The organism is Modestobacter marinus (assembly GCF_019799945.1).
GTDB lineage: Bacteria > Actinomycetota > Actinomycetes > Mycobacteriales > Geodermatophilaceae > Modestobacter > Modestobacter marinus_B.
Map to the genome: position 1 here is coordinate 1 of NZ_JABGCH010000001.1, position 11,752 is coordinate 11,752.

The window sequence follows — 11,752 nt, forward strand, 5'->3', positions numbered from 1 at the left end:
CCTCACTCGGAGGTCTTCCTCATGTCATCGACCCACGCCGCTCGCCGTCACCAACGTCCGTGTTCAGAACACCTAGCCGTACCTAGCGCCGGCCCGGCTGGCGCCGGCCGCGGACGGCGGCCCGTGCCGCCTCGTGCAGGTCCGCGGCGAACTGCTCGGCGCTGCACTCCGCGATCACCTGCGAACGCACCCGGCGCTCGTCGTCGGAGTGGCGCTGCGTCGCGACGGCAGCGGTCATGGCCGTCGCCAGCGCCACGGTGTCGTGCACCGGGACCCGGGTGCCGACGGCCGGGGTGGTCAGCAGGTCGTGGGCGCTGCCCACGTCGTCGGTCGCGATGACGTACAGACCGTGGGCCAGCGCCTCGTTGACCACCAGCCCCCACACCTCACGTTCCGAGGGCAGGACGAGGACGTCGTGCTCCCGCATGGCCCTCCTGAGCTCGTCGCCCTCCGCCCACCCTGCGAAGGTGACGCCCGACCCGTCACCGCTGCTGCGTGCCTCCAGCTCGGCACGAAGAGGGCCGTCTCCGACGACGGTGAGCGTGGCGGCGGGGAGCTCCGCCCGGACCTGGGTGAAGGCGGCCAGCAACCGGGACGGCTGCTTGCGCGCCACGAGGCGGCCGACGAACAGGAAGCGCGGGGCAGCGGCGTCGAACCGGCCGATCCGCCGGAAGAGCCCCCGGGTCGTCGCCTCGTCGGCGAAGCCGGAGGGCAGGCAGGAGGTGGTCACCTTGTCGGCCGGCACCCCGAGGTCCTCGGTGATCCAGGCACTGGCCTGGGAACCGATGGTGACGATCCGGTCGGAGGACCGCAGCACCGCCCTCCGCAGCAGCTGGCTCACGCGCCCCCGCAGCAGCCCGCTGACCCGGGTGCTCTCGGACCACATGAGGAACGACCGGCGCCGCACGGTCTTCCAGGCCAGCGCCTCCAGGATGAACGGGTTCCAGCTCTTCGACATGACCACGTCGGGGCGCAGCCGCTCCAGCTTCCCGGTCAGCCCGATCGTCACCTGGGTCCAGAAGTCCAGGCCGGGCAGCCGCACCGAGACCGACCGGTGGGTGGACCACTCGAACTCCGGCGGGATGCCGAAGTCGTCGACGAAGCTGGACATGGCGTGCGACTGACGCAGGTAGACCACGTGCAGGTCCACCCGGCGGCTCAGCTCGTTGAGGATGGGCGTGTCGTAGGGGAGCGGCGCGGTGGCCAGGTAGACGACCCTCATCGGGATCCTCCTGCGGTCGGTGATCCGGAGTTCGTACGGTTCGGCGCGGACCCGCTCCCGGCCGGGCGACCGGGACGGCGCGCGACCTGGGCCGCGAGGACCAGGACGCCGCAACCGGCCGCCGCGAGGACCGCCCAGGCGGCTGCCTCGGCGGAGCCCTGGTTGCCGTAGGTGAGGAAGGCTGCCACGAGGGCGGCCAGCGTCGCCCCCTCGGCCCACGAGTTGACCGCGGCCCGACCCATGCCGCGCGCGACGTCGCCGGCCACGCGACGCACCGCGAGCAGCGCCCCGGCGACGATGAGGATCCGGGCCGCACCCGCCGCGTCGGCGAACTCGGGCCCGAAGGTGACCGTGACCAGCCACGGCGCCGTGAGGATGACGACCAGCGCGATCGCCGTCGTCGCCGCCGTGATGAGCGCCAGGTAGACAGCACCCCGGCGCACCGCGCCGCGGCCGGCGCCGGCCCGGTGGCGGCGGGCCACGTCGGGGTAGGCGAGGACGCCGATGCTCTGCGACATCGTCCGGGTGAGGCCGGTGAACGCCGCGGCACTGACGTAGAGGCCCAGCGCTGCCGGGCCGAGGAAGAAGCCGGCGATGAGCTGGTCGACCCGCAGGCTCTCGAGCGGGGAGATCGCCCCGAGGAAGGAGCGTCGTCCGAACGAGCGCATCCGGGCCACCAGCCGGGCATCGCCGTCCCGCCCGTCGCGCGACAGGCCGCGCCACGCGACGGCGCACGTGAGCGCGGTGCCGGCGGCGAGCGCGAGGATCCAGGTGACGATCACGTCGAGGAGGCCGACCTCGACCCCCGAGGTGACCACGTGGGCGAGCGCGAGCGCGTAGAGCACGTTCGGCGTGCTGCGCAGCACCTGGAAGGCGACCAGCCGGTGCTGGCCCTGCATCAGGGCGGTCGCGTACTCGTGGGCGATCAGCATCGGCAGGAGGACGACGGTGACCAGCGCCGCGCCCCAGTCGGCGACGTGGAAGAACTGCGCGATGACCAGCAGGACCGCCACCTGCACGAGCGCCGAGACGGCCGACTGCACGGCCGCCGGCCGGCGCAGCAGCCGAGCCAGGCTCCGCGGCGACACCCCGGACGCCCCGACGAAGTAGACGACGGCGCTGGGCAGCCCGAGCGTCCCGACCTGCGAGAGCACGATCGGCAGCAGGGTGAACAGCGCCTGGGTGCCCCGGCCGTCGGGCCCGAGCGCCCGGGCGGCCAGGATCCCCGTCACGAGGAGGGCGAGCTGGTTGACGACCCCGGAGCCCAGGGACAGGACCGCGGACCAGCGCATCCCCCGGACGGGCTCCGACGGGACCGTGGCCGGCTCGTCGGGCGCGCCGCTCACCCGGCTGCTCCCCGGGGAGGGCGGTCGGCGACGGGCGTGCGGGGACCCCGTGCCTCAGGCCCGGGTCGGTACATGCGCTGCCCGCGAGCTGCGGACCCAACCGATCAGCTCGTCGGCGCCCGACCGCAGGGTGGTCTCCGGCGCCCAGCCCAGCTGCTCGCGGGCGGCCGACACGTCGGTGCAGGCCGCCCGGACGTCGCCGAGCCGGTACCGGCCGGACACGACCGGCTCCGGCGCCCCGGCGAGGTCGGCGATCAGCGTGGCCACCTCGAGCAGCGTGGTCGGCTGCCCGGAGCCGATGTCGACCAGCAGCGGACCGGACGCCTCGCGCCGCAGGGCGCAGCGGAAGGCCGCCACGACGTCGGAGACGTGGACGAAGTCGCGGAGGATCCGGCCGTCCTCGTAGACGTCGAGGACGTTGCCCGCGAGCGCCTCCTGGGCGAAGACGGTGAGGACCCCGGTGTAGGGGTTGGCCAGGGACTGCCCCGCCCCGTACACGTTCTGCAGGCGGAGCACCGACAGGCGCACCCCCATCGCCGACGCCCAGGCGTGCAGCAGGTGCTCCTGCGCCAGCTTGGTCGCGGCGTACACGCTGGCCGGCCGGGGCTCGACCGTCCCGGCCAGCTGCGGCTCAGGCGTCACCGGGACGTCGGGGCCGGAGGGACCGATCGGGTCCCAGTGCTCGAGCGCCAGCTCCGCGGCGCCCCGCACCGGCGCGTAGAACGACTCCCCGCCCTGCTCGCGCCACCGGCCCTCGCCGTAGACGGCCCGGGACGAGGCGAGCAGCAGGTGCTGGGGGACGTGCCCGGTCCGGGTCATCGCGTCCAGCAGCGTGGTGGTGCCGACGACGTTGACCCGGCCGTGCCGGCTGGCCTCGGTCAGCGACTGGCCGGTGCCGGTCTCCGCGGCGAGGTGGACGACGACGTCCGGGCGCACCTCGCGCAGCACGTCCTCCACGCCGTCGAGGTCGGTGACGTCGACGCGGTGCCGGCCGGCCGCCGGGGAGAGGTCGGCCGGCCACTCGCCGTCGGCGTGGACCTGGGGGTGCAGCACGTCGAGCACGTCCACGCGGTGGCCGTCCCGGAGGAGGGCAGCGCTCAGCCGCGAGCCGATGAAGCCCGCACCCCCTGTGATGAGCACGCTGGACACCGTGCCGTACCTCCCCTCGTCGTTGCGGGTCCGCGCCTGTCCCGGCGCGCGCGGATCCCGGCGACCCGGGGTCCTCGAGCCCCCGCGGCCCGTGTCGCCGTCAGCGGCACCGTCCCCGGTCCCGCCCGCAACCGGGCGATCATCTCATCCGCGGCCGGGCGGAGGTGCCAGCGACGCCGCCGGTCACCCGGCTCAGCGACAGCGGGCGGTTCGTCGCCGGGTGGATCAGCGCAGGCGGAGCGCGGTCGCCACCAAGGTTCGCGCGCCGAGCGTGCCGTCGGAGAGCCCCAGCCGGACGACGTCGTCGAACACCCGTTGGTCGTCGGCGGCGGCCCGCACGACGCCGTCCATCAGGGCCGGCCACCGGCTCAGCTGCGACGCGACGGCTGCCGACCGCAGGTGCCGTTCCAGGCGGCGGCCCAGCAGCCGCCGGTGCACCCGGCCGGCAGCGGCCCCGTGGAGGGCCGCCCGCCCGGCGAGCGCGCCGGACAGCACCGCGTAGAAGATGCCCTCCCCGGTCAGCGGGTTGACCAGGGAGCGCGCGTCACCGGCCAGCAGCACCCGCCCGTCGGGCACCCGCGGCCGCCCGGTCGACAGCGGCAGCCGGTGTGCGCGCAGGCCGGCGGGCTCGACCCCCGGCAGCAGCCGGTGCAGGCCGTCGACCAGCCCGGCCCGGGTCACCCCGCCGGAGACCAGCTCCCCGTAGCCCACGTTGGCCCGGCCGTCGCCGAGCGGGAAGGACCAGGCGTAGGCCGGCCACCGCTGCCCGGTGGTCGTGACCACCTGCAGGCCGGCCAGCCCAGGCGGCACCGGGGCGTAGCCGCGGATCGCCACGGCCAGCCGGTCCGGGCGGCTCGGCGGAACGCCCAGCGACCGGCGGACAGCGGACTCCGCGCCGTCCGCGCCGACCAGCACCGGGGCGCGGAACCGGCCGTCCACCTCGACGTGCCCGGGATGCGCGGTGACCTGCCGGACGGTGTGCCGGGTGAACCGCACCCCGGTGGCCAGCACCTGCGCGAGCAGCCGACCGTCGAGGACGGCGCGCGGCACGACGACCGATGGCCGGGCGGTGTCCCGTTCGACCGTCGTCCCGCCCGGGCCGGTCAGCCGCAGCCGCGCAACGGCGGGGTACCCCGCGGTGAGCGCGGGGACGTCGAACCCGAGCCCGGCGAGCACGTCGAGCGCCTCGGGCGCGATCCCGTCGCCGCAGACCTTGTCCCGCGGGAAGCCGGCCCGGTCGAGCACGAGGACGTCGGCGTCCGGCCGGGCCCGGCGGACCGCGGCCGCGCAGGCGGCCCCCGCCGGGCCGCCGCCGACGACCAGCACGTCCGCGTTCTCCACGGTCGGCGCGCCGGCCGGGTCAGGTGTTCTCGGCCGGGCTGGGGGTGCCGGTCTGGGCGCAGTTCTCGTCCTGGGAGCTCTGGCCGCCGTCGCAGTTGGTCTCGCCGCGGGTCACGTCGGTGTTGGTGCCCGCGCAGCCGGTGAGCGTGGCACTCGCGGCGATGAGGAGGGCCGCCGCGGTCTTCGTCAGTCGCATGGGGAGCCCGTGCCCAGCGCGCCGGGCCGCCAACCGGGGGACGGCCCAGCTAGGAGGACCCCTGCGCCGAGGCGCCGTAGGTGCGGTACACCAGCTCGGCGATGCAGACCGGCTTCTCGCCGCCCTCCCGCTGGACCACCGCGCCGACGGTCAGCTGCAGCCCGCCGGTGATCTCGGTGACGCCGGTGAGCGTCGCGGTCAGCCGGATCCGCGAGCCCACCGGGACGGGGGCGGGGAAGCGCACCTTGTTCAGGCCGTAGTTCAGGCCCATGACCGCGTCGCTGACCGCCAGCACCTGCGCGTACATGGGCACGAGGAGCGACAGGGTCAGGTAGCCGTGGGCGATCGTGCCGCCGAACGGGCTCTCCCGCTCGGCCCGCTCGACGTCGACGTGGATCCACTGGCGGTCACCGGTCGCCTCGGCGAACGTGTCGACCTGCTCCTGGGTGACCTCGAGCCACTCGCTGCTGCCCAGCTCCCGGCCGGTGAGCGAGGGCAGCTCGGCGATGGTCGTGGTCGTCCGCGACGGTGCGGTCATGGCGTCTCCTCCGTGGCGTCAGGTCGAGCACGCCGGATCCTGCCAGCGCCTCAGAGCACGGGTCGCGCGAAGCCGATCTCCTTGGCCGCGATGCCGTCGGGGAAGGTCTCGAACACCCGGGCGCGCTCGGGTGAGCCGTTGTACTCGGCCTCCGCCGCGACGAACGCCGCCTCGTCGCCGTCGGTGGCCACCGCCCAGGTGAACGTCTCCCGCTCCTCGTCGGCCAGGGCGAACAGCAGCCGGAACCCGTACTGCTCCCGGGCCGGGACCAGCGAGGGGAACCAGGCCACGAAGGCGGCCAGCCGGCCCGGCTCCATCACGTAACGGCGCAGCTGCACGGTTGCCATGGCGCCAGTCTGCCCGGCGCGGGACACCGGCCGGCCGGGCGGGGCAGACTGGGCGGCGCAGCGGCCGAGGACGAGGGAGGACGGCGGGTGCGCTCCCCGACGGACGGCTGGACGACGTGCCGGCGCGGGCACCGCCACTGGGGGCTGGCGGGCGCGGCGGGGCTGCTGCTGCACCGGCCCGGGCCCACGGGCACCGAGGTGCTGCTGCAGCTGCGCGCGGACTGGTCGCACCACGGCGGCACCTGGGGCACGCCCGGCGGCGCGCTGCACCCGGCGGAGTCGGCGGCCGACGGCGCGCTGCGGGAGGCGGGGGAGGAGCTCGGGCTCACCCGGGAGGACGTCGTCCTCGGCCCGGCGTCCGTCGACGACCACGGCGGGTGGAGCTACACGACGGTGCTGGCCGTCCCCGCCCGCCCGCTGGAGCCGGCCGACCTGCGGCTGGACGAGGAGAGCTCCGGCGTCGGCTGGTTCCCGGTGGACGGGCTGCCGGAGGTGCCGCTGCACCCGGGGCTGGCGGCGTCCCTGCCCGTGCTGCGGCCGCTGCTCAGCCGAGCGCGGGCGCCACGGTGACCTCCACCAGCCGGTGGTCGCCGAGCGGGAGCTGCCGCGCCCGCGGGTCGTGCGCCGTCAGTGACGCCGGGCCCAGGACGTGGTCGAACTGCACCCGGGGCCGGTCGGCCGGGTAGCTCGGGGCGCGCACCAGCCGGCCGGCCCCGAACACCCGCCCGGGCACCGGCCCCACCAGGTTCAGGTCGCCGGCCAGCAGGACCGGCCCGGGCAGCGACCGCGCCCACAGGCGCAGCCGCGCCAGCTGCCGCAGCGCCGTGTGCGGGGCGAAGGACAGGTGGGTGGCGACGACGGTGCACCCGCCCCCGCCGGCCAGCTGCAGCTCCGCGGCGACGGCGATCCGGGGCTCGTCCGGGAACCACCACCACCGCGACCGCCCGGTGCGCGGATCGGGCGCCTGCAGCGGCAGCCGCGCCCGCCCCGCGCCCAGCGACCGCACCGCCCACCGCCGCACGGGCACCCGGGAGAACAGCGCGACGCCGTAGTGCGGGCCGGTCGCCTGCGCGTCGTCCGGGCCGCGCAGCAGGGGCGGGTCGGCCGGCCGCCAGCTGCGGAAGGGGTCCGGGGTGCCGGTCACCGTCGCGGCGAACCGCCAGTCCACCGCGCCGAGCGCCGCGGCCAGCGCCGCCGGCTGGTCGACGGAGTGCGACCGTGGCTGGGCGACGTCGACCTCCTGGACGGCGAGCACGTCGACGTCCACCCCGGCCAGCGCCGCGGCGAGCGCGGGCGCGTCCAGGGACCGGCCCCCGGCGTCCCGGCCGGAGGCGAGGTTGAGCGTCCCCACCCGGATCACCCGGCCATTCCAGCAGGAACCGCGGGCGGCGGCCGGGGGAGCGGGTGGAACAGGTGGCGGCTAGGTTCGCAGCGTGAGTGCGCGCGCCGAGGTCTCGGAGATCTTCGACCCGACCGCGTGGGCGCCGGTCGAGGGCTTCGAGCAGCTCACCGACGTCACCTACCACCGGGCCGTGGACGCCGGGGTCGTCCGGGTCGCGCTGGACCGGCCGGAGCTGCGCAACGCGTTCCGCCCGCAGACCGTCGACCAGCTCCTCGCCGTCCTCGACCACGCGCGGCTGTCCACCGACGTGGGCTGCGTGCTGCTCACCGGCAACGGACCCAGCCCCAAGGACGGCGGCTGGGCCTTCTGCTCCGGCGGCGACCAGCGGGTGCGCGGCCGCTACGGCTACGAGGCCGGCGAGGGCGCGCGGGGCCGGCTGCACGTCCTGGAGGTGCAGCGGCTGATCCGGTTCATGCCGAAGGTGGTCATCTGCGTCGTCCCCGGCTGGGCGGCCGGTGGCGGGCACAGCCTGCACGTCGTCGCCGACCTCACCCTGGCCAGCGCCGAGCACGCCCGGTTCAAGCAGACCGACGCCGACGTCGGCAGCTTCGACGGCGGCTTCGGCTCGGCCTACCTGGCCCGCCAGGTGGGGCAGAAGTTCGCCCGGGAGATCTTCTTCCTCGGCGACGAGTACTCCGCCGAGGACGCGCACCGCATGGGCATGGTGAACAAGGTGGTGCCGCACGCCGAGCTGGAGGCCACGGCGCTGGACTGGGGGCGTCGGATCGTCGCCAAGAGCCCCACGGCGCAGCGGATGCTCAAGTACTCGTTCAACCTCATCGACGACGGCCTCGTCGGGCAGCAGCTGTTCGCCGGCGAGACGACCCGGCTGGCCTACATGGCGGAGGAGGCGGTCGAGGGCCGCGACGCCTTCCTGGAGAAGCGGCCGGCGGACTTCAGTCGCTTCCCCTGGCACGTGTGAGGACCCCCCTCGCCCCCCACGCTTCGCAAGCTCAGCGCGGGGCCCTGCGAGGGAGCCTTTCCAGACTCACCCAGGAGCGTCAGCTCACGAGGGAGGAACGAATGATCGTCGAGGTGATCGGGGGCACCGACGAGGTGCCCGAGGTGCAGGTGGCCGACGTGGACGACCTGGCCCGGCTGCACGTGGCCGTGGGTGCGGTCACCGACGAGGAGGCCGACGCGGCGTTGCGCGCTGCGGACCTGGGCCGGCTCGAGGACGGCACCGCCTGGATCGACGTGGCCGCCCTGCGGTCGGCCGCCGAGTCGCGGGCGACCGCCGACGGCTGGGCGCAGCAGTGGGACGGCATGGTGGAGCAGGCCCGGACGCAGGGCTGGGTCTCCGACGACGGCGCCAGCTTGAAGGTGCACGTGGAGCCCGCGGCCGGCGCCTGAGCGTCGCGCCCCGGCATGTGACTTCACTGTGCATCGGAGCGGTTGTTGTGGTCACTCCACTCTGTGGGGAACGATTGCATCGTGACCACCACAGACGCCTCTCCCGATCCCGCCGGGCCCCGTTCGCCCGGCCGGCCGCTCTCCACCGAGCTCTCGGGGCAGTTGGTGTCCGTGGCCCTGGACATCCTGGCCGACGAGGGCTGGGGCCGGCTGAACAGCGACCGCGTCGCCGCGCGGGCCCGCGCCGGGAAGGCCGGCATCTACCGCCGGTGGCCGACGATGTCGGCGCTCGCCCGGCACGCGCTGAGCACCGCCACCCTCGTGCGGGTCCCGGAGGACTCCGGGTCGCTGGTCCGTGACCTGTGCGGGCTGCTGCAGCCCTGGACCCGGCCGCTGGACCGCCTGGAGCGGGCGGCCGCCAGCCTGATGGGCGCCGCCCGGCACGACGAGGAGCTGCGCGCGGGCCTGGACGAGGCGCTGGTGCGACCCCTGGCCCGGGCGGTACGGGAGCTGGCCGCGCGGGAGGCCGAGCGCGGCCGTCCGCTGCCGGAGCCGCGCGTCGCGCTGCTGGAGTCGGTGCTGCAGGCCCTGTGGTGGCAGCGGTACACCAGCTTCGCCGCGGCGCCGATGACCACCGCCGAGGTCGACCAGCTGGTGCGCGAGGCGCTGCTGCCGATCATCGAGCCCGACGCGGTGGCGCACGTCTGAACCGGCCGGACGGGGTCAGCCCGGCGGCTCGGCCGGCGGGTCCAGCAGCTGCCGGGCGAGGTCCTGGACCCCCACCTGGACCATGGTGAGGGCCGCGGTGCTCAACTGCCGGACCGCCTGGAGCGACTCCTCGGAGCGGCCCTCCAGCAGCAGCCGGCGGTGCTCCAGGACGAGCACGCGGCCGGTCGTGAGCAGCAGCGCGGCGGCCAGCCGGCTGAGCACCTCCGTCGTCGTCGGCTCGGACTCGGGTTCCGCGACCTCGCACGCGCCGTCCGCGACGGTCGTCAGCAGGGCCTGGGCCAGCCGCTCCCAGGCCTGCTCGACCAGCGTCCGCTCCCCCGCCCGGAGACCCGGGGAACGCTCCAGGGCCTCGACGTAGCTGCGGTTCTCCGGCCGGGTCTCCAGCTCCAGGTGCTCGGTGAGATCGGCGTCCAGGTAGGCCCGGACGGCGGCCAGGGGACCGTGGCCCGGAGGGCGTTCGGCCACCGCGGCGGCGATGCCCTCGACCCACGGCGTCCGGCCGTCGAAGAACAACGCCTCCTTGCTCTCGAAGTGGTTGAACACGGTCTGCACCGCCACATCGGCCGCCGCAGCGACGTCGGCGATGGTGACCGCGTCGAAGCCCCGCTCGGCGAACAGTCGCTGGGCGGCAGCCCGCACCTCGGCCCGGGTCTGCGCCTTGCGCTGCTCCCGACGGCGGCCCCCCGTGGCGTCGTCCACGGGACCAACATAGAGCCCCGGGCGCGGAGGTCGGCGGGAGAGGGCCGTCCCGGCCGCGGCGCGGAGCGGCCCAGCAGCCGGCGACCAGTCGGCCCAGACGGCACCCGCCCAGGACCGCACCAGGGTCGGCAGGTCCACGACGTCCAGGTCGGCGGCCAGGTCGGTGACCGTCGTCGTCCAGCGCGGCGGCGGGGTCACCGACCGCGGCGCCAGCTCCGCCAGCCGGTCGTCCGGCACCGTGGCCGCGCGGGGGTCGTCGCCGCGCTCGAGCAGCAGGCACAGCCGCACGGGTGCCACCGGGAGGGCGTCCCGGACCTGGTGCTGGGCGTCGTACGTGGCCGTGGCCAGCCGCAGCAGCCCGGCCGCCCGGGCGTCCTGCACGGCCTCGTCCCGGAGTCCCCGGACCGATACCCGGAACAGCCCGGCGCAGCTGGCCGAGGCGCCGGGATGGGCCTCGGCCAGCCCCGGGACGACCACCAGGACGGCGCCGCAACCGGGGCAGGCGGAGGTGTCCGGCGGCGCGGCACCCGGGGCGGTGGCGACCGGGCCGGGGGCGTCGGTGCGGGCAGCACGGGCGTCGGCGTCGGTCACGGCGTCCGATCGTGCCCCACGACCGGGCCGGATGCCCGCCGCGACACCGACCGCCGCCCGCCAGGGCGGCCGGAGCGGGAGGGGGAGGGGTGAGCGGGCGTCCGGATGGGCAGCCTCCCCGCATGCCCGAACCCACCATCGCCGTCCTGGACGTCGACGGCACGCTCGTCGACTCGAACTACCAGCACGCCCTGGCCTGGTACCGGGCTCTCCGCTCGCTGGGCGAGACCTTCCCGGTGTGGCGCATCCACCGGCTGATCGGGATGGGCGGCGACCAGCTGGTCGCCGCCCTGGGCGGGGACGAGGTGGAGGAGCGGATCGGGGACGCGGCCCGGGAGCGGTGGGTCGAGGAGGTGGACGGGCTCATCGGGGAGATCGCACCGCTGCCCGGTGCCCGGGACCTGCTGCTCGCCGTCAAGGAGCGCGGGCACCGGCTGGTGCTGGCCAGCTCCGGCAAGCCCCAGCACGTCGAGGCCTTCGTCGACCTGCTCGACGCGGGGGAGATCGCCGATGCCGTGACCTCCAGCGAGGACGCCGAGGCGACCAAGCCGGAGCCGGACCTGTTGCACGTCGCGCTGCAGAAGCTCGGTGCCGCGCCCGACGCGCCGGCGGTGGTGGTCGGCGACTCGGTGTGGGACGTCGAGGCGGCCAAGAGGGCCGGGATGCCGGCGATCGTCGTCCGGTCCGGTGGCTTCGGGGACGACGAGCTCCGCGACGCCGGCGCGATCGCCCTCTACGACACCCCCGGAGACCTCGCCGTTGCCCTCGACGGCACGCCACTCGCCTGAGTGAACTCCCGCCCCCGCCCCTTGGCGGCGAACCTGGCCGGTCTTAGGTTG

14 protein-coding genes are annotated in these 11,752 nt (G+C 75.8%); 5 read left to right on the forward strand and 9 right to left on the reverse strand.

Annotated elements, in window-relative coordinates:
- Positions 1–82 precede the first annotated feature (82 nt).
- From HK417_RS00005 to HK417_RS00035, 7 genes are all read right to left on the reverse strand, one after another.
- Positions 83–1,222: a glycosyltransferase family 4 protein gene (locus HK417_RS00005; protein WP_222262069.1), complete on the reverse strand. Its 1,140-nt coding sequence runs from the start codon at positions 1,220–1,222 to the stop codon at positions 83–85.
- Positions 1,219–2,568, reverse strand: a complete 1,350-nt coding sequence (locus tag HK417_RS00010; RefSeq protein ID WP_222262071.1) for a lipopolysaccharide biosynthesis protein — start codon at positions 2,566–2,568, stop codon at positions 1,219–1,221. Before HK417_RS00010 ends, HK417_RS00005 begins: the two co-directional genes overlap by 4 nt.
- 54 nt (positions 2,569–2,622) lie before the next feature.
- Positions 2,623–3,708 carry an NAD-dependent epimerase/dehydratase family protein gene (locus tag HK417_RS00015; protein ID WP_308123272.1) on the reverse strand — a complete coding sequence of 362 codons (1,086 nt, stop codon included), beginning with the start codon at positions 3,706–3,708 and terminating at the stop codon, positions 2,623–2,625.
- A gap of 234 nt (positions 3,709–3,942) precedes the next feature.
- Positions 3,943–5,058 (reverse strand): NAD(P)/FAD-dependent oxidoreductase, encoded by a 1,116-nt coding sequence (locus tag HK417_RS00020; protein ID WP_222262075.1) that lies wholly within the window; start codon positions 5,056–5,058, stop codon positions 3,943–3,945.
- Between the two features lie 19 nt (positions 5,059–5,077).
- The gene (locus HK417_RS00025; protein WP_222262077.1) at positions 5,078–5,254 is read right to left on the reverse strand and encodes a hypothetical protein; all 177 of its coding nucleotides are present in this window, start codon (positions 5,252–5,254) and stop codon (positions 5,078–5,080) included.
- 49 nt (positions 5,255–5,303) lie between these two features.
- On the reverse strand, positions 5,304–5,792 hold the full coding sequence (locus HK417_RS00030) for a MaoC family dehydratase (protein WP_222262079.1): 489 nt from the start codon (positions 5,790–5,792) through the stop codon (positions 5,304–5,306).
- A gap of 50 nt (positions 5,793–5,842) precedes the next feature.
- Positions 5,843–6,139, reverse strand: coding sequence for a hypothetical protein (locus HK417_RS00035; protein WP_222262081.1), 297 nt, complete (start codon positions 6,137–6,139; stop codon positions 5,843–5,845).
- Positions 6,140–6,226: 87 nt separating this feature from the next.
- On the opposite strand from HK417_RS00035, the gene HK417_RS00040 reads away from it, so the two are divergent.
- Positions 6,227–6,709 carry an NUDIX domain-containing protein gene (locus HK417_RS00040; protein WP_222262083.1) on the forward strand — a complete coding sequence of 161 codons (483 nt, stop codon included), beginning with the start codon at positions 6,227–6,229 and terminating at the stop codon, positions 6,707–6,709.
- On the opposite strand, the gene HK417_RS00045 is transcribed toward HK417_RS00040, so the two are convergent.
- Positions 6,684–7,499, reverse strand: coding sequence for an endonuclease/exonuclease/phosphatase family protein (locus tag HK417_RS00045; protein WP_308123273.1), 816 nt, complete (start codon positions 7,497–7,499; stop codon positions 6,684–6,686). The two genes, HK417_RS00040 and HK417_RS00045, sit on opposite strands and share 26 nt — an antisense overlap.
- Before the next feature lie 73 nt (positions 7,500–7,572).
- Here HK417_RS00045 and HK417_RS00050 point away from each other — a divergent pair, with 73 nt between their 5' ends.
- From HK417_RS00050 to HK417_RS00060, 3 genes are all read left to right on the forward strand, one after another.
- Positions 7,573–8,463, forward strand: coding sequence for a 1,4-dihydroxy-2-naphthoyl-CoA synthase (locus HK417_RS00050; RefSeq protein ID WP_222262084.1), 891 nt, complete (start codon positions 7,573–7,575; stop codon positions 8,461–8,463).
- Positions 8,464–8,564: 101 nt separating this feature from the next.
- Entirely contained in the window at positions 8,565–8,894 is a 330-nt protein-coding gene (locus HK417_RS00055) for a hypothetical protein (protein ID WP_222262086.1), read from the forward strand.
- 81 nt (positions 8,895–8,975) lie between these two features.
- Complete coding sequence (locus HK417_RS00060; RefSeq protein WP_308123274.1) at positions 8,976–9,602, forward strand: TetR-like C-terminal domain-containing protein; 627 nt, start codon at positions 8,976–8,978, stop codon at positions 9,600–9,602.
- A gap of 15 nt (positions 9,603–9,617) precedes the next feature.
- Here HK417_RS00060 and HK417_RS00065 read toward each other — a convergent pair whose 3' ends face one another.
- Positions 9,618–10,913 carry a DUF5946 family protein gene (locus HK417_RS00065; protein WP_222262090.1) on the reverse strand — a complete coding sequence of 432 codons (1,296 nt, stop codon included), beginning with the start codon at positions 10,911–10,913 and terminating at the stop codon, positions 9,618–9,620.
- A 122-nt stretch (positions 10,914–11,035) separates the two neighbouring features.
- Between HK417_RS00065 and HK417_RS00070 the strand changes: the two genes are divergently transcribed.
- Entirely contained in the window at positions 11,036–11,701 is a 666-nt protein-coding gene (locus HK417_RS00070; protein ID WP_222262091.1) for an HAD family hydrolase, read from the forward strand.
- The last annotated feature ends 51 nt before the right edge of the window (positions 11,702–11,752 follow it).